The organism is Flavobacterium sp. (assembly GCF_036405015.1).
Classification (GTDB): Bacteria; Bacteroidota; Bacteroidia; order Flavobacteriales; family Flavobacteriaceae; genus Flavobacterium.
In genome coordinates this window covers 1-21,923 of record NZ_DASWYK010000040.1, presented here as the reverse complement: position 1 = coordinate 21,923, position 21,923 = coordinate 1, and the positions used below count along the sequence as shown (strand labels likewise).

General features: G+C 35.1%; 15 protein-coding genes. 12 read left to right on the top strand and 3 right to left on the bottom strand.

Features of this window, described 5'->3' with window-relative positions; genetic code table 11:
* Positions 1-5 precede the first annotated feature (5 nt).
* The 8 genes from VGE71_RS03150 (at position 6) to VGE71_RS03115 (ending at position 16,332) form a co-directional block, all read left to right on the top strand.
* Positions 6-875: a hypothetical protein gene (locus VGE71_RS03150; RefSeq protein ID WP_331136995.1), complete on the top strand. Its 870-nt coding sequence runs from the start codon at positions 6-8 to the stop codon at positions 873-875.
* Between the two features lie 138 nt (positions 876-1,013).
* Positions 1,014-3,500, top strand: coding sequence for a glycoside hydrolase family 2 TIM barrel-domain containing protein (locus tag VGE71_RS03145; protein WP_331136994.1), 2,487 nt, complete (start codon positions 1,014-1,016; stop codon positions 3,498-3,500).
* Between the two features lie 225 nt (positions 3,501-3,725).
* Positions 3,726-6,125 (top strand): alpha-xylosidase, encoded by a 2,400-nt coding sequence (locus tag VGE71_RS03140; RefSeq protein ID WP_331136993.1) that lies wholly within the window; start codon positions 3,726-3,728, stop codon positions 6,123-6,125.
* A 444-nt stretch (positions 6,126-6,569) separates the two neighbouring features.
* Positions 6,570-8,576: a glycoside hydrolase family 97 protein gene (locus VGE71_RS03135; protein ID WP_331136992.1), complete on the top strand. Its 2,007-nt coding sequence runs from the start codon at positions 6,570-6,572 to the stop codon at positions 8,574-8,576.
* A 191-nt stretch (positions 8,577-8,767) separates the two neighbouring features.
* Positions 8,768-10,333 (top strand): GH39 family glycosyl hydrolase, encoded by a 1,566-nt coding sequence (locus tag VGE71_RS03130; protein WP_331136991.1) that lies wholly within the window; start codon positions 8,768-8,770, stop codon positions 10,331-10,333.
* A 99-nt stretch (positions 10,334-10,432) separates the two neighbouring features.
* Complete coding sequence (locus VGE71_RS03125) at positions 10,433-12,670, top strand: glycoside hydrolase family 3 C-terminal domain-containing protein (RefSeq protein ID WP_331136990.1); 2,238 nt, start codon at positions 10,433-10,435, stop codon at positions 12,668-12,670.
* 95 nt (positions 12,671-12,765) lie between these two features.
* Positions 12,766-14,271, top strand: a complete 1,506-nt coding sequence (locus tag VGE71_RS03120; RefSeq protein WP_331136989.1) for a cellulase family glycosylhydrolase — start codon at positions 12,766-12,768, stop codon at positions 14,269-14,271.
* 114 nt (positions 14,272-14,385) lie between these two features.
* Positions 14,386-16,332, top strand: coding sequence for a sialate O-acetylesterase (locus VGE71_RS03115; RefSeq protein WP_331136988.1), 1,947 nt, complete (start codon positions 14,386-14,388; stop codon positions 16,330-16,332).
* An 81-nt stretch (positions 16,333-16,413) separates the two neighbouring features.
* On the opposite strand, the gene VGE71_RS03110 is transcribed toward VGE71_RS03115, so the two are convergent.
* Complete coding sequence (locus VGE71_RS03110; protein WP_331136987.1) at positions 16,414-16,959, bottom strand: CvpA family protein; 546 nt, start codon at positions 16,957-16,959, stop codon at positions 16,414-16,416.
* 369 nt (positions 16,960-17,328) lie between these two features.
* On the opposite strand from VGE71_RS03110, the gene VGE71_RS03105 reads away from it, so the two are divergent.
* The 4 genes from VGE71_RS03105 to VGE71_RS03090 all read left to right on the top strand — a co-directional run bounded on the left by VGE71_RS03105 (position 17,329) and on the right by VGE71_RS03090 (position 19,989).
* Positions 17,329-17,685 (top strand): hypothetical protein, encoded by a 357-nt coding sequence (locus tag VGE71_RS03105; protein ID WP_144216869.1) that lies wholly within the window; start codon positions 17,329-17,331, stop codon positions 17,683-17,685.
* Positions 17,686-17,780: 95 nt separating this feature from the next.
* Positions 17,781-18,305: a hypothetical protein gene (locus tag VGE71_RS03100; RefSeq protein WP_331136986.1), complete on the top strand. Its 525-nt coding sequence runs from the start codon at positions 17,781-17,783 to the stop codon at positions 18,303-18,305.
* Positions 18,306-18,446: 141 nt separating this feature from the next.
* Positions 18,447-19,466, top strand: a complete 1,020-nt coding sequence (gene pheS / locus VGE71_RS03095; protein ID WP_012022856.1) for a phenylalanine--tRNA ligase subunit alpha — start codon at positions 18,447-18,449, stop codon at positions 19,464-19,466.
* Between the two features lie 115 nt (positions 19,467-19,581).
* Positions 19,582-19,989, top strand: coding sequence for a hypothetical protein (locus VGE71_RS03090; protein ID WP_331136985.1), 408 nt, complete (start codon positions 19,582-19,584; stop codon positions 19,987-19,989).
* A gap of 138 nt (positions 19,990-20,127) precedes the next feature.
* Here the strand turns inward: VGE71_RS03090 and VGE71_RS03085 are convergent, their stop codons facing one another.
* Positions 20,128-21,267 (bottom strand): cytochrome-c peroxidase, encoded by a 1,140-nt coding sequence (locus VGE71_RS03085; protein WP_331136984.1) that lies wholly within the window; start codon positions 21,265-21,267, stop codon positions 20,128-20,130.
* Between the two features lies 1 nt (position 21,268).
* A partial coding sequence (locus tag VGE71_RS03080; protein WP_331136983.1) for a DUF6850 family outer membrane beta-barrel protein occupies positions 21,269-21,923 on the bottom strand: 655 nt, incomplete at its 5' end.

The following is a 21,923-nucleotide window of genomic DNA, read 5'->3' as shown; positions in this document are numbered from 1 at the left end:
TGATTATGAAACGTATATTATATATAGTATTAGCGGCTGTAACAATCAGTTCGTTTTTATTCTCTTGCGAGCCTGTTGAAGATCGTGAAAGTTTGCCAGCAGTAACACTGACACCAGAAACACTTAAGTTTTCTATTACACAAAATACAGCAAAAAAGAATGAAGTAGTTTTAAAGAATGATGACCCAACGGTAATTCCATTCTGGAGATACGTTGATGGTAATGGAAATGAACTGGGACATTCTAACAAAAGTGACGATAAAGTAACTTTTCCTTTTGCTGGAAAATACACTGTTTTTTATACCGCTTTCGTACGCGGAGGTTCTGTTGAAGCAGCTCCAGTAACAATAGATGTCCCTGAAAATGACAATGCCTTTTTCAGCGATCCAAGATGGAACAAATTGACAAACGGACAAGCGGGAAAAACTTGGGTATTGTACATGACTGCTCCATTAGAATTTATTGGAAATACTCCTAGTTATGTAAATAGAGCGGTTAGTGGTCCAGGTTGGTGGCCAAATCTTACTGATATTTCTTGGGCTGGTTTAGAAAACAAAGATTGGGGAGAAATTACTTTTAATCTTGATGGAGGTTACAATGTTTCGGTAACGCAAACAAATCCGACATTAGGAAGTACAGCTAAAACAACAAAAACGGGAACATTCAATTTTAGTTTGACAAATGGTGAAACAAATGATAGAATTTCATTTAACGGAGGAACAGAAATGCTTCATCCAAATGAATCAAGTTACTTTAGTCCATCGTTTAGTTTTACTAATGTAAAAATTGTTGAACTGACTGATACAAGTTTATGCTTTATCGCCATTAGAGCAGATAACGATTACTTGATTTATCATTTAGTTCCAAAATCGTAAGTTAGTTAGTTTGAAGTCTCAGTTTTAAACATGTGCATCTAACGTGCTTTAAAACTGGGACTTAAATTATTTTAGTGAGGAATAAATGAAATCGATTTTTATTTCTATCTTCAAATTCCAAAAAATAAAAATGTACCTATGCATATTAGAAAAAACATAAAAAACATAAGTTTATGGGCGCTTACGGCCGGAGTTCTTTTCTTGAATTCTTGCGTAAAAAAAGAAGATGCATTTGTAAATCGAAAAGTTTCTTTCAATTCAGATTGGAGTTTTCATCTTAATGATAGTTTGGTTGACAAAGACACTATCGGAACTGCAACAAAATGGAGAACTTTAGATGTTCCACATGATTGGAGTATCGAAGGAAAATTTGATGAAAAAAGTCCTGCAGGTTATGGCGGAGGATCGCTTAACGGTGGTTTAGGCTGGTACAAAAAAACATTTAAAGTTGCTTTAGAAGACAGTACAAAAATAACTTCAATCACTTTTGATGGCGTTTACAGAAACAGCGAAGTTTGGGTAAACGGTCATTATTTAGGAAAACGTCCAAACGGATATATTGGTTTTCAATATGAAATTTCTCCATACTTAAATTACGGAGATAAAAACAACGAAATAATTGTTAAGGTTGACAATTCAAAACAACCGAATTCACGTTGGTATTCGGGTTCAGGAATTTTTAGAAATGTCTGGCTAGAAACTACAGATAAACTTCACGTTGGACAATGGGGAACGTATATTACAACTCCAAAAGTTACGGCTGAAAAAGCTTCGGTAAATATTGAAACAACGATAAAAAATCAATATGCAGAAAGTAAAAAAGCAAAAGTAACGACAACTATTTTTAAAGAAGACGCAAAAGTAACATCGGTTACTCAAGATATAACAATCAACGCAAACGGAAATCAAATTGTGAAGCAATCCGCTGAAGTTGAAAATCCTGCTTTATGGTCAGATGAAAATCCAGAATTGTACACGGCAGTTACGGAAATTTCGCTTGACGATAAAATCATTGACCAATACAAAACCACTTTCGGAATTAGAGATTTTAAATTCGATTTGAACAAAGGTTTTATTTTGAATGGAAAACAAGTCAAAATAAAAGGAGTTTGTATGCACCACGATTTAGGTCCTTTGGGATCTGCAATCAATACGCGCGCTATCGAACGTCAGTTGGAGATTCTGAAAGAAATGGGCGTAAACGGAATCAGAACTTCTCACAATCCGCCTGCTCCAGAACTTTTACAGCTTTGCGACAAAATGGGTTTCATCGTTATGGATGAAGCTTTTGATATGTGGAAACAAACGAAAACCAAATACGATTATGCAAATGATTGGGACAAATGGCACAAACAAGATCTAATCGACCAATTGTTACGCGACCGCAATCACGCCAGTATTTTTATGTGGAGTATTGGAAACGAAATTCCAGAACAATGGAATGAAACAGGTATCGAAATCGCAAAAGAATTAGCTACAATCACACGTCAATACGATAAAACTCGTCCGCTTACTGCTGGAATGAATCCGCCAGTAAATATGAATATTGATGAAGTGACTTTGCAATTCGAAAAAAAGAATGTTTCGATTAATCCGCTTGCTGGATCTGGAATTTTAGATTTGATCGGATACAATTATGCGCATCAAACATTCGAACATCATTTGAAAAATTTCCCAAAAACCCCTTTTATCGCAACCGAAACTACTTCAGGTTTACAGACAAGAGGATATTATGATGCTGTTTCAGACACTATAAAAAAATGGCCTGTTAGTTGGGATAAAAAATTTGATGGAGGAAATCCAGGAAACACTGTTTCAGCTTACGATCAGGTGCAAACGCCTTGGGGATCTACGCACGAAGCTACTTGGAAAATCATTAAAAAACACGATTTCTTAGCAGGAATGTACGTTTGGACAGGTTTCGATTATATCGGAGAACCAACTCCATACGAATGGCCATCAGTAAGTTCGTATTTCGGAATTGTTGATTTAGCTGGTTTCCCAAAAGACGTGTATTATATGTACCAAAGCGAATGGACAAACAAAACAGTTCTTCACGTTTTCCCACATTGGAACTGGAAAGCCGAACAAACTGTTGATGTTTGGGCTTACTATAATAATGCTGATGAGGTTGAACTTTTCGTAAACGGAAAATCAGTTGGAAAAAGAGCTAAAAAAGGAGATGATTTACACGTAATGTGGAGAATTCCTTTTGAAGCAGGAACTTTAAAAGCTATTTCTAGAAAAGGCGGAAAAGTAGTTCTAGAAAAAGAAATAAAAACAGCTGGAAATCCTTCACAATTAAAATTAACGGCTGACAGAAGTACTATCAAAGCAGACAAAAATGATTTGTCATTTGTAACGGTAGATATTTTAGATGACAATGGAACAATAGTGCCAAATGCCAATAACGAAATCAACTTTTCATTAAAAGGAAATGGAAAAATCGTAGGCGTTTGCAGTGGAGATCCAGTAAGTCACGAACCGTACAAAGGAACAAAACATACGGCATTGGCAGGAAAATGTTTGGTGATTGTACAATCTGGAGATAAATCTGGAAGGCTGGAACTGACGGCAAGTGCAAACGGATTGAAATCATCAACAATCGTAATTACAACAGAATAAGTTTTCTAATTTTTGAAATTTTAAATATAGATACAGTTTAAAAGATTTTATGCTCTCGCAGATTTAGCAGATCATGCAGATTATTTTTCCAAATCTGTGACAAAAAATAGCCACAGATTAAAGGATTAAAAAGATTTAAATCTGCTCAATCTGCAAAATCTGCGAGAGAAAAGAAAAAAAATCCTTTCGAATCTTTTTAATCTGTGGCAAAAAAATAACTAACTAATGAAAAAATCACATTTAAAAACCTTGCTTTCGATTTGCGCTTTTGGACTTCTTACGATTCCAAATGCCTCAGCGCAGATTCAAAATGCAGATGTGCTGAATGCACCAATCGATATTAGTAAAGATTTTCAGAACTATCTGAACACTTTTTATTTCGCAGACGAACTCGCTTCTTTTGATCCTGCAACAGGAAAAGGAACAATTAAATATTTGAGATACAACTATAAAACACGTCAGGCTTTCAACAACATGATGATGAAACCAGATGTAGAAAAAGCAAACGAGTTCCCAACAACAGAATATGCAGAATCTCCGGTTTTGCCATTCGAAATTCAGTTTGTTTCAGACAGAACCCTTCGTATCAAAACAACTTCTGGACCACAATTTCATCCACAGGCAGCATCTTTAATGTTGGTTGACGGAGTGGCTCCGAATCACCCGGAATTATGGAAATATGCTAAAATTGAAGGCGGTCACAGCTATACAAGCAAACACGGAAGAGTCGAAATTTTGACCAAACCTTGGCACGTAAAAATCTACGATGAAAAAGGAAAATTGCTAACAAGCACGCTTCACGATACTGATTTTAAAAGTACCTATACGCCAACACTTCCGTTTTCTTATGTTCGCAGAAACAGCGATTATTCAAGAAGTATGGGCGCTGCGTTCAGTTTAGAACCAGACGAAAAAATATTTGGATGTGGAGAATCATTCACACAATTCAACAAACGCGGTTCAAAAGTAGTTTTATGGGCAGATGATGCAAACGGAATCCAAAATGAAACGATGTACAAACCGATTCCGTTTTATATGAGTAGTCGTGGTTATGGAGTTTTCATGCATCACTCAACTCCAATCACAGTTGACTTCGGAAAATATTTCTCAAGTGCTAACGAAATGTACATTGGAGATGACGAAGCCGATTTGTTTTTCTTCATCGGAGAACCAAAAGACATTTTAGATCAATACACTAATTTGACTGGAAAAGCTGCCATGCCACCACTTTGGTCGTTTGGTTTTTGGATGAGCCGTATTACCTATTTCTCAGAAAAAGAAGGACGCGACGTTGCAAGAGATTTGCGTAAATATAAAATTCCAACAGACGTAATTCACTTTGATACAGGTTGGTTTGATGTAGATTGGAGAAACAATTACGAGTTTGCAAAATCTCGTTTCCCAGATGCCACAAAAATGATGTCTGATTTAAAGAAAGACGGTTTCCAAGTTTGTCTTTGGCAATTACCTTATTTCACGCCAAAGAACACTTTGTTCCCAGAAATTATGGATAAAAACTTGGCAGTAAGAGACAGAAAAGGAAATCTTCCGTACGAAGATGCGGTTTTAGATTTCTCAAATCCTGAAACAATTTCTTGGTACCAAGGAAAATTGAAAAAGTTATTTGACGAGGGAGTTGCGGTTTTCAAAGTAGATTTTGGAGAAGCAGCACCGCCAGAAGGAATCTATCATTCAGGAAGAACAGGCTTTTATGAGCACAATTTATATCCATTACGATACAACAAAGCTGTTGCTGAAATCACTCAGAAAGAAAAAGGATATACTTTAATCTGGGCTAGAAGTACTTGGGCAGGTTCTCAGCGTTATCCTTTGCATTGGGGAGGAGATTCTGAAACCACAAACGGGGCAATGTCGGCAGAATTACGCGGTGGACTTTCATTAGGTCTTAGCGGATTCAGTTTTTGGAGCCATGATGTTGGAGGTTTCGCAACTAAATCGCCAGAGAATATTTACAGAAGATGGACACCATTCGGAATGTTTACTTCACACGTAAGAAGCCACGGAGAACCGCCTCGCGAACCTTGGTTGTACAGCAAAGATTTCTTGGAAGGATTTAGAAAAGCAGATAATATGCGTTACGAATTAATGCCATATATCTACGCTCAAGCAAAAGAAAGTTCAGAAAAAGGATTGCCAATGATGAGAGCTTTATTTGTTGAATATCCAAACGATCCAGGAGCCTGGTTGGTTGATAATGAATATTTATTTGGTTCAAGCATGTTGGTTGCACCACTTTTCGAAGAAGTGGAAGAAAGAGATGTTTACCTTCCAGAAGGAACTTGGATTGATTACCAAACTAAAAAAGTATACCAATCAGGCTGGCATAAAATCAAAGCTGGCGAAGTGCCAATCGTAGTTTTAGTAAAAGACGGAACAGCATTGCCACACATCGGTTTAGCGCAATCTACAAAAGATATGGATTGGAGTAAATTGACTTTAAAAGTATTCGCTAGCGATAAAACAACTTCGGCTTCAGCCAAAGTTTATTTACCAAGCGGAGAGGCGCTACAAGAAATAAAAGTGACAAAAACAGGAAACAATTTTGAAGTAAAAACAAATCCATTAAACGGAAAAACCACTTTCAAAACCGAGTGGGCTAAGTAAAAAAGTTAGCCACAAATTACACGAATTTCCACGAATTGAATTTGAGATAATTTGGGGAATTTGTGGTGAAAAAAAATAATGCCACAGATTAAAGGATTAGAAAAGATTAAAATAAAATCTGTAAAATCTGCGTGAAAAAATAAACGTAAAAAAGAGAAAAAAATCCTCTCTAATCCTTTAAATCAGTGGCAAAAAAATAAAAATTTAAACACATAGAAACATAGGTTTTTGTTTGTGAATAAAAGAACTGGGAAAGAAACTAGTTTCTAACACATAGAATACTATGTGAATTGAAGTAAGTGAAACGCCTTTTTTTTAAGACTCCAATAAGCTATGTTTCTATGTGTTAAAAAAAACGCAACCACAAATTGCACAAATTTCCACAAATTCAATTTGTGGAAATTCGTAGGATTCGTGGCAAAAAAATCATAATACCAAAAAAACATGAAAAACTATCTAATTCTCCCAGCCGTTCTGTTTTCAATAACAATTGGCTACAGCCAAAAAACGAAAAGCGCTTACGAATTGGCATCGCCAAACGGACAAAACAAAATCAAATTTGAGTTGGTGAAAAACGCTCCAAAATATGCTGTTTCTCACGGAAAAACCGAAGTGATTTCTCCATCAGAAATGGGATTTGTATTAAAAGGAAACGAAGACTTAAGCACCAATTTCGAAATCAAAGGAGCCAAAACTTCTACGTTTGACGAAACTTGGGAACAAGTTTGGGGAGAAAAGAAAAACATCAGAAATCACTACAATCAATTGGTAGTTGATTTACAGCAAAAAATTGGAAACAAAAGAAAATTACAAATTCAGTTTCGTGCTTTTGATGATGGAGTAGCTTTTAGATATGTTTATCCAAAACAAAATGTAAAAGACAGTATTTTCATCATGGATGAAAAAACGACTTTCAACTTAAAAGAAGACGGAAAAGCATGGTGGATTCCGGCAAACAGAGAAAACCGCGACGAATATTTATTTGAAGCAGCGCCAGTAAGTAAATTAGATACCGTTTTAACGCCACTGACAATCGAAAGTAAAAGCGGATTGGCTTTGAGTTTTCACGAAGCAAACTTGTACGATTTTGCAAGTATGACTTTGGTAAACACAAAAGGAACAGAATTAAAATCGGATTTAGTGCCGTGGGCTGACGGAGTAAAAGTTCGTGTGAAAGATTCGTTTACTTCTTCTTGGAGAACCATCCAGATTGGAGAAAATCCAGGAGAATTAATTACTTCTTATTTGGTTTTAAATTTGAACGAACCGAACAAATTAAAAAATACAAACAGCTATTTCAAACCATATAAATATTTAGGAATTTGGTGGGGAATGCACATTGGGAAATATACTTTCTGGGAAAGCGACAAACAAGGTGCCACTACAAAACACGCTGAAGAATACATGGATTTTACAGCAAAAGAAGGTTTCCATCATTTACTAATCGAAGGATGGAATAAAGGTTGGACTCCGGGTTGGTACGAAAACCGTATGCACATGTTCAGTTTCACAAAAAACGCTGACAATTTCGATTTAGAAAAAGTTGTGGCTTACGGTAAAAGCAAAAACATCGAATTAATCGGATATCATGAAACAGGTTCAAATTTAATTAACTACTTAAAAGAAGTTGATGAAGGATTTGCTTTATACAAAAAATTAGGAATCCACACGGTAAAAATCGGTCATGTTGGTTCTAAATTAAATATGAAACAAATGCATTTCGGACAATTTGGAGTGAATTATTTCAGATACATTTTAGAAAAAGCAGCACAATACGATTTAGCCGTTTTATACCATGAATCAATTAAAGATACAGGAGAAAGAAGAACGTATCCAAACATGGTTTCGAGAGAAGCAGCACGTGGACAAGAATACAACGCTTGGAGCGAAGGAAATCCGCCAAACCATTTAAGCATTATTCCATTCACAAGATTACTTTCTGGACCAATGGATTTCACGCCTGGAATTTTTGATGTTGAGGTAAAACAAGGTTATCCAGGAAAAAGAATTCAAGGAACAGTTGGGCAGCAATTGGCATTGTATGTTACGATTTATTCTCCAATCCAGATGTTAGCCGATCTTCCTGAAAACTACGAAGGAAAACCAGCTTTACAATTCTTAAAAGATGTTCCAACAGATTGGGAAGACACAAAAATCTTAGAAGGAAAAATTGGCGAATACATCACAACAGCAAGAAAAGACAGAAACAGCGCCGATTGGTATTTAGGAACTTTGACAAATGAAAATCCAAGAAACGTAAATGTTTCATTATCATTCTTAGATCCAAATGCAACTTACGAAGCTCAGATTTATGTGGATGCAGAAGGAACAAATCAAAAGAATAATCCGGAAGCTGTGGCAATTTCTAAGAAAACAGTAAAATCTACAGATTCTCTAAAACTGAATTTAGGTGGTGCTGGCGGTGGAGCAGTGAGATTTAAGAAATTGTAATTCGCAAAGATTTTATGCTCTCGCAGATTTAGCAGATCATGCAGATTTATTTTTCCAAATCTGTGTAAAAAATATAGCCACAGATTAAAATGATTAAAAAGATTTAATCTGCATGATCTGCGAGAGAAAAGAAAAAAATCCTTTAGAATCCTATTAATCTGTGGCAAAAAAATAAACAAAACCATTTTCAGATGAAAAAACTTTTAATATTAGCAGCAGTTTTATTTAGTTCAATCAATATCATTGGACAAAATGAAAACCGTACCATAAAAGTAGATTTCAATAAAACGGCTGGCAAACTAAACACCATGTTCAAAGAATGTATTGGTGCGGGAAGAGCAAATGAAGGTCTTCGTGCCGATTGGCAGCAGCAATTGGCATTGGTAAAAAAAGAATGCGATTTTAAATACATCCGTTTTCATGGTTTATTGACCGATGATATGGCCATTTACCGTGAAGATGAAAAAGGAAATCCAGAATACAACTACCAATATGTTGATGTTTTGTTCGATTATATTGTGAGTCTGAAAATGAAACCTTTTGTTGAATTAGGTTTTATGCCGAATGCTTTGGCAAGCGGAAAAGAAACTATTTTTTGGTGGAAAGGAAATGTAACACCTCCAAAAGATTATAAAAAATGGGAAGATTTAATTAGAAATCTAACAGCCCATTTTAAAGAACGCTACGGAGATGAAGAAGTAAAAACATGGTATTTTGAAGTGTGGAACGAACCCAATCTTTCACCTGGATTTTGGAGCAGTACACAAGACGAATATTATAAATTATATGATTATGCAGTTCGAGGTGTAAAAGCTGTAAATCCTGTGTACAAAGTAGGTGGGCCTGCAACAGCTGGAGCAGCTTGGGTTCCTGAAACAATTGCTTTTTGCGAAAAAAATAATGTGCCAATCGATTTTATTTCAACTCATACTTATGGAGTAAAACATGGTTATTTGGACGAATTCGGAACTTCGGGAACAATCTTAAGTAAAGATGAATTTAGCGTGAGCGGTGAAGTGATAAATTCTCGCAAACAGATTACAGAATCGGCTAAGCCAAATTTAGAATTGCATTACACAGAATGGAGCGCGTCTTATACGCCTGCAGATCCAATTCACGACAGTTATCATTCGGCTGCTTATATATTGCAGAAATTGAAACAAGTTGGTAACGCAGCAAATTCCATGTCATATTGGGTTTTCACTGATATTTTTGAAGAAGCTGGGCCAAGATTCACACCTTTTCATGGCGGTTTCGGATTATTGAATACGCAAGGAATTAAAAAACCGGCTTATTTCTCTTATTTTTTAATGAATAAATTGGGAGAAACAGAACTTCAAAATGCAGATAAATCGTCTTGGACTTCTAAAAATGCAAAAGGCGATGTTCAAGTTTTATTATGGGATTTTACGAATACGCATCCGGGTGATAAAGAACTGAATCAGACGTATTACATTAAAGACCTTCCATCAAAAGAAAAAGGAAAAGTCAAAATCGAAGTGGATGGAATGCAGAAAGGAAAATATGTACTAGAAATATATAAAGTAGGCTATAAAGTAAACGACGCTTACGCTGATTATTTAGCAATGAATAAACCAAGTCAGTTAACACGCGAGCAAGTCAATTCAATAAAAGAGAAAAACAACGGAGCGCCAATTTCGACAGAAAAAATTACAATTGATGCAAAAGGAATTTTTAGCAAAGAATTAAAAATCAATGAAAATGATGTGTTTTTTCTTAATCTGATACAACAATAAACTAAAAACAAAAACCACAAACAATATAATTATTAACTGGATTTAAAGATGACGTGTGAGGAATCAAAAATCTTCAAATCTAAAAACACCTAACTATCTATGAAAAACAAAATGATATACCTTTCGGCAGCTTTGGTTTTTTCAATATTTACTTCTTGTAAAAATGATGCACAAACTACGGCTTCAAATTCGGCGGAGACCGAAGAATATGTTGGAAAAGAAATAGGTACTGAACATGATGCAGAAATCGACAAATTGATTTCGCAAATGACATTAGAAGAAAAAGTCGGAATGCTTCATGGTAACAGCATGTTCGCTAATGCGGGTGTAAAACGTTTAGGAATTCCAGAATTAAAAATGGCCGATGGTCCTTTGGGAGTTCGTGAGGAAATCTCAAGAGACAATTGGGCTCCAGCAGGATGGACAAACGATTTTGCAACCTATTATCCAGCGGGTGGCGCTTTAGCTGCTACTTTTAATGCTGAAATGGCACATACTTTCGGAACCAGTTTAGGAGAAGAATTACGCGCAAGAGACAAAGACATGTTGCTTTCGCCAGCGATTAATATGGTGAGAACACCGCTTGGAGGAAGAACGTACGAATACATGTCGGAAGACCCGTTTTTGAATAAAAAAATTGCGGTGCCGTTGGTTGTTGGTTTACAGGAAAAAGATGTAATGGCGTGTGTAAAACATTATGCAGCAAACAATCAAGAAACGAATCGTGATTTTGTAGATGTACAAATTGACGAGCGTACACTTCGCGAAATTTATCTTCCAGCTTTTGAAGCGACTGTAAAAGAAGGAAAAGCATACAGCATTATGGGCGCTTACAATAAATTCAGAGGAGAATATTTATGTGAAAATGATTATATGCTGAACAAAATCCTTCGTGACGAATGGGGATTTAAAGGTATTGTAGTTTCAGATTGGGCAGCAGTGCACTCTACAGCAAAATCATTGAAAAGTGGTTTAGATATTGAAATGGGAACACCAAAACCATTCAACGAATTTTTCTTAGCTGATAAATTAATCGCAGCGGTTAAATCTGGAGAAGTTTCAGAAAAAGAAATTGACCTTCACGTAAAACGTATTTTACGCGGTTTATTCCATATTAAAGCAATGGGAGGCGGAACACGTGCTAAAGGAAGCATCGCAACAGAAGCACATTACCAAGACGCATACAAAATCGCTGCAGAAGCAATTGTATTATTGAAAAATGAAAACAATGCTTTGCCATTAAAATTAGACGGAGTAAAATCTATTGCAGTTATCGGAAACAACGCAACAAAGAAAAACGCTTTAGGCGGATTTGGAGCTGGAGTGAAAACAAAAAGAGAAGTTACACCTCTTGAAGGTCTTAAAAACAGACTGCCTTCTTCAATTAAAATCAATTATGCGGAAGGATATTTAGAGCGTTACGATGAGAAAAACAAAGGAAATCTAGGAAATATTACTTCTACAGGACCAGTTACAATTGATAAATTAGACGATGCAAAAGTAAAAGAAGCAGTTGAAGCAGCTAAAAACTCAGATGTTGCCATCATTTTTGCGGGTTCAAATCGCGATTACGAAACTGAAGCATCAGACCGTAGAGATTTACATTTACCATTCGGACAAGAAGAATTAATCAAACAAGTATTGGCGGTTAACCCAAAAACGATTGTGGTTATGGTTGCCGGCGCTCCATTTGATTTGAATGAAGTAAGCCAAAAAACTTCTGCTTTAGTTTGGAGTTGGTTTAATGGTTCTGAAGGAGGAAATGCTTTAGCCGATGTTATCTTAGGAAAAGTAAATCCGTCAGGAAAATTACCTTGGACAATGCCAAAACAACTAAAAGATTCTCCTGCACACGCAACAAACAGTTTCCCTGGAGACAAAGCGGTAAATTATGCAGAAGGAATTTTGATTGGATACCGTTGGTTTGATACTAAAAATGTTGCGCCGTTATATCCTTTTGGTTACGGATTATCATACACGACTTTTGCTCTTGATAACGCTAAAGCGAATAAAGATTCGTATGCTCAAACAGATGTAATTGAAGTTTCTGTTGAAGTTAAAAACACAGGAAAAGTAGACGGAAAAGAAGTGGTTCAATTATACACTTCAAAACCAGATTCTAAAATTACTCGTGCCGCAAAAGAATTAAAAGGATTCAAAAAAGTGGATGTAAAAGCTGGAAGTTCAGAGACAGTTACGATTAAATTGCCAGTAAAAGAATTGGCTTATTATGATGTTGCTGCTAAAAAATGGACAGTTGAGCCAGGAAAATATACTATCAAAGTTGGAACTTCTTCAAGAGACATCAAAAAAGAAATTCAGGTAACTGTTAAATAAATATTTTTTACTACAAATAACCACTCGATCAACGCCAGCCCATTTAAAAGCTGGCGTTGATTTTAAAAACTTACACTTAACTTAAACCAAACCAAATGAAAAAAACAATCAAAGATTATATCTTGAGCTTTGTATTATGCTTTGCTTTTTTAGGCGTTTTAGCTTGCAGTTCAGATAAAGAAAGCACGCCAGAAACAACTATAAAAGTACTTACTGTAAATACGAGTAAAATTGATTTTGACAGCAAAGAAAACACCTCAGATGTCACTATTAATTCTGAAGCTACAGCATGGACACTAACCAGTTCGGCAAGCTGGGTAAAAGTGAGTCAGACAACAGGAACTAAAGGAAGTATAATTGTTAGAATAACGGCTTCTGCCAATACAGAAACTGCAGCTAGAACCGCTTCAATTACTTTAAGTTCCAATGAGGCAAAAACGATTACCATAGCAGTTTCGCAAACGGCAGCAGCGGTTGTGACAGGTTTATATCCAAGTTACAATACCAATCCAATTGCGGCAGATGCGACAGGAATGGGAAGTTCAGCAGTTGAATTGGCAGCAAAAATCAAATTAGGATGGAATATCGGAAATACTTTGGAAGCAACAGGTGGTGAAACCGCTTGGGGAAATCCAAAAGTGACTAAAGCTCTAATTGATGCTGTAAAAGCAAACGGATTTAATGCCATCAGAATTCCGTGTTCTTGGAATCAGAATTTAGAGAATGCTACTACAGCAAAAATCAAATCGGATTGGCTAAACCGCGTTAAAGAAGTGGTGCAATATTGCGTAGACAATGATATGTATGTTGTAGTGAATATTCACTGGGACGGTGGTTGGTTGGAAAATAATATCACCGAAGCTAAAAAAGTAGAAAACAACGCCAAACAAAAAGCGTTCTGGGAACAAATCGCAACACATTTAAGAGGTTTCGACGAACATTTACTTTTTGCAAGTGCAAACGAACCAGCAGTTGAAGATGCTGCACAAATGGCCGTTTTGACTTCGTATCATCAAACGTTTATTGATGCCGTTCGTTCTACTGGAGGGAAAAATGCAACCCGTGTTTTAGTTGTTCAAGGGCCAACGACAGATATTGAAAAAACAAATAAATTAATGACTACATTGCCAACAGATAAAGTTTCTGGTAGAATGATGGTCGAAGTACATTATTACTCTCCATGGAATTTTGCTGGTTTAACCAAAGACGAATCTTGGGGTAAAATGTTCTATTATTGGGGAGCTGGTTTCCATTCCACAACTGATACAGAAAGAAATGCAAATTGGGGAGAAGAAGCCGATTTAGAAAAGAATTTCAAATTGATGAAAACGCAGTTTGTCGACAAAGGAATTCCAGTTCTTTTAGGAGAATTTGGCGCAATTCGAAGAACAACTTTAACTGGAGATGCTTTGACTTTACATTTAAATTCAAGAGCGTATTATTTAAAAACGGTGGTAAAAACAGCAAAAGCAAACGGATTATTACCTTTTTATTGGGACGAAGGAAGTTTGCAAAATAACGGTTTCGGAATCATAAATAGAACTAATAATACCGTCTTCGATACACAAGCTTTAAACGCTTTAAAAGAAGGATTACAGTAGAAAAAACCTTTAAAACCATATAAGTGATATAAGTAAATTTAAGAAATAGGTAAATTCAAAACTTAAAATATCTTATATCACTTGTATGGTTAAAAAATATTTAAACTAGAAAAAATGAAAAAAGTATTTCTTTTTATTTTATTGATATTTAGTATAATATCCAATGCTAATGTAAGAATGCCTTTAATATTCTCTGATGGAATGGTATTGCAAAGAGACAAACAAATTCCGATTTGGGGTTTTGCCGATGCTAATGAGAGTGTAGAAATTCATTTCAACAAACAAATCAAGAAAACTACAGCTGATAAAAACGGAAAATGGACAGTAAATTTAGCAGCAGAAAAAGCTGGTGGTCCATTCGAATTAATCATTATCGGAAAAAATAAAATTACCATCAAAAATGTTTTGGTCGGAGAAGTTTGGATTTGCAGCGGACAATCGAATATGGAATTTCAGGTTTTCAAAACTATGAATTCCGAAAAAGAAATTACCGATGCTAATTATCCAATGATTCGTCATTTTGGTGTAGCGCAAGATTTAAGCGGTACTCCAAAAGACGATTTAAAACAAGGAGTGTGGGAAGAAGCAAATAAAAAATATACGCCCGGTTTTACAGCAGTTGGTTATTATTTTGCCAGAAAATTATATTCAGAATTAAAAATCCCAATCGGAATCATTAATACTTCTTGGGGCGGCACCAATGTAGAAACCTGGACAAGTCGTGAGGCTTTTGAAAATAGTCAGGAATTCCAGTCGATGATTGCCGATGTTCCAGTTGTAGATATCAATGCAGTTTTTGAGAGATATAAAAAATCGGTTTTAGACAATCTGAAAAAAGTTCAAGGTTTTGAGGTTTCAATGAAAAACGAAGAGCAGTTTAAAAAGCCAAATTTTCAGGATAAAAACTGGCCAGAAATAAAAGTCCCTTCACTTTGGGAAAATCAACAAATAGGAAATATTGACGGAATTGTCTGGATGCGAAAAACTATTACTTTAACAGCCGAACAGGCCAAAAAAGAAGCTATTTTACATCTCGCAAAAGTAGATGACGAAGACAAAACCTATGTAAACGGAGTAGAAGTTGGAACCAATAATCAATGGGATAAATTGCGAGTGTACAAAATTCCTGCAAATGTTTTAAAAGAAGGTACCAATGTAATTGCCGTTCGAATTATCGATTATAGCGGCGGTGGCGGTATCTACGGTGATTCAGAAGATTTAAAAATCGATTTTAAAGACTCCAGTTTAACGCTTGAAGGACTTTGGAAATTCAATGTAGTAACCGTAAAAATAGGCATTTCGCCAAACAGTTATCCGTCGTTATTGTACAATGCCATGGTAAATCCGCTGGTTCCTTATGCGATGCAAGGCGTTTTATGGTATCAAGGTGAAGCAAATGTTTGGAGAGCAAAACAATATAAAACAGCATTTCCGTTAATGATCAACGATTGGAGAACCAAATTCAAACAAGGTAATTTTCCATTTTATTTCGTCCAATTATCGACTTTCGACGAATTTGGTGGAAACAGCCAAAAAGGAAGCCGTTGGGCAGAACTTCGCGAAGCACAATCCGAAACTTTAAAATTGCCAAACACCGGAATGGCCGTTACGACCGATATCGGAAATGCAAAAGACATTCACCCAACCAACAAACAAGACATTGGTTTGCGTTTGGCAGCTATCGCAATGAACGATATATATGGCAAAAAACAAGTTCACAGCGGACCAACTTACAAATCACAAGAAATAAAAGGAAACCAAATTATCCTAACTTTTGATAACATCGGCACTGGGCTTTCGACGCCAAACAACGATGAATTAAGAGGTTTTGAAATCGCAGGTGCAGACAAAGTTTTTCATTCCGCGAAAGCGATAATAAAAGACAACAAAATAATTGTTTCAAGTAATGAGGTTCAAAATCCAGTTGCGGTACATTACGGCTGGGCAGACGACGATACGGTAATCAATCTTTTCAACAAAGAAAAATTCCCAGCGTCTCCATTCAGAACCGACAATTGGGAAATGATTACGGCAAACGAGAAATACAGCGTTAGTAAATAATATTAGAACGTGACTGCATCTTGATAAGGGAGACACTAAACCCGACAGATTTTTAAAAATCTGTCGGGTTTACTATTTGAATTATTCTTTTTCTGAATTCTCTTTTTCTTCTGGTTTTTGAGAATGTTCTTTTTTAAAATTCTCATACCATTTTTCGATTGATGGATACACAAAAGCAGCCACTTTTTTTACTGGATTATAAAAAATGTAACTATCTAAAGTTTCCTTTTTTGCAAAAGTATTGTTGAAGTTAATCTTTTCAAACAGAGCAATAAAAATACTTAGAATCAGAATGGTTTTTAAAACCCTGAAAAAACCGCCACCCAATTTATTCATCCAACCTAACATGGCAAAATCGGCAATTCCGGTTAAAATTTTGGCTAAGAAATAAACGCCAATTACCACCAAAATAAAAGTTAAGATAAAAGCTGTAATCTGAATATTAGTTGGATTCCAAGAAACATGTTTTGAAATCATTCCGGTCATTAGCGAAGAAAACTTAATCGCAAGATAAATTCCTAATAACAGCGAAATGAAAGAAGCCACTTCTACAAAAAGACCATTTTTAATGCCTTTGTATAAACTGTAACACAAAAGGGCTCCTACGATAATATCAAAAAAACTCATGTTTAGTTTTGGTGTTTAATGAGGCGCAAAGATATATCTTTTTTTAGGTTCAAAGGTTCAGAGTTACAAAGGTTCAAAGGTTTTTATTTTGATTTACTTGAATATATTTTAAACATATAGATTCATAGTTTTTCTTTGTGAAAAGGCGTTTCACTTAGTTAAACAAACATAACTATGTGTAAAAACTTGTTTTTTTAAATTTCTCTTCTTAATTATTTTTTAAACTATGTTTCTATGTGTTTAAATTTTTTAATGGGTTTGAATTTGAACTATGTATCTTTGCAAATCAAAATTTAGAGTTCAGATTGCGATTCTGCCCCTTCAGAATAGATTTTTAATCAGCAATCAACAATCAAAAATCATAAATTAATGTCTAGAGATACACAATTAAAAGAGCGCTGGGAAAAGCTCGTTGATATACTTTCAAACCAATTTTCACAAGGAGAAGATTTAGATTTAGATTCTATAATTTACCTTATCGGAGTTCAGGAATACGGAAAAGTGCACCGCGAATACAAAAAAGACGAAAAACTGAATTTAATGCACATCGCAATCTGCAGATTGCTGGAACCGTACGGATTTTACGAATTCGAATATTTTGACGAAGAAGGTTGGCCGCATTATAAAATAAAAGAGCAATTACCACCGTTAAAAGCCGGAGAACAATCGGTTTTAATGAAAGAAGCGATTGTGAATTATTTTTTAGAAAGAAAATTGATAGAGTAGTTTTTTAGTTTTCAGTCGCGGTTTTCAGTCTCAGTTTACTGTTGACGGTCACTGCAAACCGCGACTGCAAACCGCGACTGCAAACTTTTAAAAAAATGTGCCGATACGGATTAGCAACATACAAACCTCATTATGCCTGTTTTAATTGCCGAAAGACATTTAAAAGAAGGCTTTTTAGAGATATAAAAACTGGTGAATCTGGTTTTGAAGCCAAATGTCCGCAATGTGGTGAGTTAACAGCAGATATGGGATTGGATTTTGAATCGCCTAAAAAAGACGATTTAAAAAAATGGAAACATATTAAAAGTTTGTATTCTGTTGGAATTACATTTCACTCCTGCGGTTGTAGCGGTCCAGGATATATTCCGAATTCAAAAGAAAAATTAATCGAATATTTTGATGAGATCAAAAAGACGTATTTAAAAAATATGGACTTTTGGCGAACTAGAATAGAACCTTCTACTAAAAAAGAAAAAGAACAGGATTCTAATAGAAATTGGTCTAAGTTAGGGCAGATTTCTTCAAGCTATAAAAAAGAGACGGTTACTAATCAAGAAGGTCTGGATTATTGGCATCAAAAAGTAAAACAAATCGAAGAAAAAATAAATCTTGTAAAATAATTACAAGTCAAGTATAAATAATAATCAGTTAAATATTAGCTGTGATTCGTTAAATAGGTTTGCAGAATTCTTAAAACTGCAACTGCAACTAACGACTTTCAACTAAAAGTACTAAATTTGTATTTCAATTATTGAAGGAAAATGATAGACAAGATAAAACAACACATAGAGGAAGCGAAGGCCTTTAATGAAAAAAACAAAGAATCTTTAGAGCAATTCCGTATTAAATATTTAGGTAGTAAAGGATTATTGAAAGAGCTTTTTAATGAGTTTAAAAATATTCCAAACGACCAGAAAAAAGATTTTGGGCAGGTAATCAACACTTTAAAAGCTGTTGCTGAAGAAAAAGTAAAGCAGATTCAGGAAGAACTTGAAAGCAAAGAAGAATCAAAAGGAGTTTTTGGCGATTTGACACGTGCTGCAGAACCGGTAATTATTGGTTCGCGTCATCCGATTTCTATCGTAAAAAATCAGATTATAGATATTTTTGCTAATATCGGATTTAACGTTTCTGAAGGTCCAGAAATCGAAGACGATTGGCATAATTTTACAGCATTGAACTTGCCAGAATACCATCCGGCGCGTGATATGCAGGATACGTTTTTCATTCAAACAAACCCTGATGTGTTGTTGCGTACGCATACATCATCGGTTCAGGTGCGTTATATGGAAAATCACAAACCGCCAATTCGTACGATTTCTCCGGGGCGTGTTTTCCGTAACGAAGCAATTTCATCTCGTTCGCACTGTATTTTCCATCAAGTGGAAGGATTGTACATAGACAAAGATGTTTCTTTCGCCGATTTGAAGCAGACTTTGCTTTATTTCACTAAAGAAATGTTCGGAAAATCTAAGATTCGTCTTCGTCCATCTTATTTCCCATTTACAGAACCAAGTGCTGAAATTGATATTTATTGGGGACTAAAAACCGAAACTGATTATCGTATTACAAAAGGAACTGGCTGGTTAGAAATTGGAGGTTGCGGAATGGTAGATCCAAACGTTCTTAAAAACTGTGACATCAACCCAGACGAATACAACGGATTTGCTTTCGGAATGGGAGTAGAGCGTATCGCGATGCTTTTATACCAAATTGGAGATATCCGTATGTTCTACGAAAATGATGTTCGTTTCTTAGAGCAGTTCAAAGCAAACATATAAAATTTTAGATTTCTGATGTTAGATTTTAGATTGATTCTGAAATCTGAATTATAATCATAACAATAAACCTTTGTTGAAGTTTTAGGCTTTGACAAAGGTTTTTAAAATTTAATACATGAAAAAAGATATAATAATTCCAGAAGTTGAAAACGTGTTTCTTGCAGCCGTGCAGGAATGGAGCGACGATTTTATGGAAAAAGTTTGGTACGCATATTTAGTTAACGACAGTGATTTTAACTTAGACAGCGTAATGGTGGTTTCAAAAGCTTTTGGAACTATTGATGGCGAAATGAAAAAAACATCGATTCTACGTCATGCTTTTGTTGAAGTTCCGAGTGTTTCTGTTGTTAAAATCGAAATGATTGAGAAAAGTCTTTTGGTTTTAAATAACGAATTCATGGTAACTTTCTTCATAGGAAATACTTTGTACGACAAGAAATTTATTTTTAAATCGAATTTAATCAACGAAAATGATACCGAAGAAGTGCCTATTCTTTTTGTTGAAGGGGTGATGGTGAAGTAAAAAGAAGAAAGAAAATAGAGTAAAGAATATAGATTTTACTTAGAATAAAAAAGAGAATCAAGACAAAATAATACCTGTGTCATGATTCTCTTTTTTTAGTCTATTTTCTTTGCTCTATACTCTATATTCTAAAAAAACTTACTGCGGTAAAACAGGCGGTCTCATTCTATAAGCTCCACTTGATAAACTCATAATAAAATCTTCTAAAGCGATTAGTTCTGATTGGCTTAAATTTAATTTTTTGATCAGTTTTGATGTTGTTGGAAACAAAGTATCGTTTAGCTGATTTTCTTTTCTTTTTGGTTGAGGCATTCCAGCATTGTAAATATTTAAAACGCCTCGTAAATTCGGAAATAAACCATTGTGCATATATGGCGCATTTTGAGAAACGCCTCGTAAAGATTGTGTTTTAAATTCACCTACATTTTCGGCTTTTCCAGTAACATTGTATCTTCCTAAATCTTCGTATTGTCTTCCGTAATAGGTTAAACCTACATTATGAAATTTATTATCAGCAAAATTGGCGGTGTTGTGACAATTGATACAACGCGCTTTGGTACGGAACAAATGCAATCCCTGAACTTGTCTGTTCGTTAATTGAGTAGAATCTCCTTCAATGAATCTATCAAATTTACTTTTCGGACTAATTAAGGTTCTTTCGAAAGTGGCAATCGCTTTTAAAATTTCTTCCTGTGTTAGTTTTTCTTTGCCAAAAGCCTTTTTAAAATACGGTTTGTAACCTTTAATTTTGTTCAAACGTTTTGTTGCTAAATCGATATGAAAGTTCATTTCTTTAGCATCTTGTATCGGGAAACTCGCTTGATCTTCCAAAGTTGAAGCTCTTCCATCCCAAAAGAAAACTTTAGAATAGGCAATGTTCATTAAGCTTGGTGCGTTTCGGTTTCCTTGTTGTCTTCCTTCTCCGTAAGAAACTCTTCTCGCATCGCCCCAGTTCAATTCGGGATCATGGCAGTTGGCACACGAAATTTGCCCAGATTTGGATAATCTCGGATCAAAGAAGAGTACTTTACCCAATTCGGCTTTTTCTTCGCTATACGGATTGTCTTTTGGAAATTCAGGTTTGCCTAAAAGTCCGATGTCTTCAAAACCTTGGGTATAAACTATAGAGTCAACTTCAGGCTTTGGCCATTTTTGATAATCGCCACTGCTGTAAAGCGCTTTTAATTCTGAAATTGAAAACTCGGGTTCAATTTTAGAATAAGATAAAAGTAATATTGAAAATAACATTGCCGAAACAGCAATCAATTTTGTTTTCATTTTAATAATTTAATTGTACACCCATTTGAATCCAATAGGTGGTATTCGTGTTAATGCTGACTGGATAATCAGTTTGTTTTTTAAGCGCGATTTTCTCTTTTAAATTGGTAAAGAAAACCACTGTTTTGTTCTTTTTTGTTGGATAGCTGTATTGTAAACGTAATGCTGGAGCAAAATAATTTGTGGTGTTTACGGCGTAATCGTAAACAATCACTTCATCAAAAAATCTAATATTAGTTCCACCCGAAGTATCGTAATATTCCAGTTTTGACGGAAGCGAGAAATACATATTGAAGCTTGTAGTTACATTTAATTTACTTTTATTGAAAGCAAAATCTTTACTTCCGAATATTCCCGTATTCAACGAATTTAATTCGATATGCGATGTGGCCAAAACATCATCATATTCGTTTTGTTGATAAAGTAAATCTAAACCAACTAAGTAATCAATTGTAGAACCTGTTTTTTTAGAAAGAGATGTTGTCCAGTTTATTTTATTTGATGAATTGGTATAATTGTAACCATTACTTTGTTTGTCAAAATTTTTTGCGTCGCTTTGATCGAATTTTAAAGTAGACTGTATTTCTTTTTTATTCCATTTATGAAAAGCAAACAATTCTGCATGGTTGCTTTTTGTTTTGATTTTCATTCTTTCA

What these genes read in the sequence shown, in the direction of transcription:
- VGE71_RS03125 (WP_331136990.1), top strand. Translation starts at nt 10,433, where the DNA reads ATGAAAAACAAAATGATATACCTTTCGGCAGCTTTGGTTTTTTCAATA.
- VGE71_RS03100 (WP_331136986.1), top strand. Translation starts at nt 17,781, where the DNA reads ATGTGCCGATACGGATTAGCAACATACAAACCTCATTATGCCTGTTTT.
- VGE71_RS03090 (WP_331136985.1), top strand. Translation starts at nt 19,582, where the DNA reads ATGAAAAAAGATATAATAATTCCAGAAGTTGAAAACGTGTTTCTTGCA.
- pheS (WP_012022856.1), top strand. Translation starts at nt 18,447, where the DNA reads ATGATAGACAAGATAAAACAACACATAGAGGAAGCGAAGGCCTTTAAT.
- VGE71_RS03110 (WP_331136987.1), bottom strand. Translation starts at nt 16,959, where the DNA reads ATGAGTTTTTTTGATATTATCGTAGGAGCCCTTTTGTGTTACAGTTTA.
- VGE71_RS03145 (WP_331136994.1), top strand. Translation starts at nt 1,014, where the DNA reads ATGCATATTAGAAAAAACATAAAAAACATAAGTTTATGGGCGCTTACG.
- VGE71_RS03105 (WP_144216869.1), top strand. Translation starts at nt 17,329, where the DNA reads ATGTCTAGAGATACACAATTAAAAGAGCGCTGGGAAAAGCTCGTTGAT.
- VGE71_RS03135 (WP_331136992.1), top strand. Translation starts at nt 6,570, where the DNA reads ATGAAAAACTATCTAATTCTCCCAGCCGTTCTGTTTTCAATAACAATT.
- VGE71_RS03140 (WP_331136993.1), top strand. Translation starts at nt 3,726, where the DNA reads ATGAAAAAATCACATTTAAAAACCTTGCTTTCGATTTGCGCTTTTGGA.
- VGE71_RS03115 (WP_331136988.1), top strand. Translation starts at nt 14,386, where the DNA reads ATGAAAAAAGTATTTCTTTTTATTTTATTGATATTTAGTATAATATCC.
- VGE71_RS03120 (WP_331136989.1), top strand. Translation starts at nt 12,766, where the DNA reads ATGAAAAAAACAATCAAAGATTATATCTTGAGCTTTGTATTATGCTTT.
- VGE71_RS03130 (WP_331136991.1), top strand. Translation starts at nt 8,768, where the DNA reads ATGAAAAAACTTTTAATATTAGCAGCAGTTTTATTTAGTTCAATCAAT.
- VGE71_RS03150 (WP_331136995.1), top strand. Translation starts at nt 6, where the DNA reads ATGAAACGTATATTATATATAGTATTAGCGGCTGTAACAATCAGTTCG.
- VGE71_RS03085 (WP_331136984.1), bottom strand. Translation starts at nt 21,267, where the DNA reads ATGAAAACAAAATTGATTGCTGTTTCGGCAATGTTATTTTCAATATTA.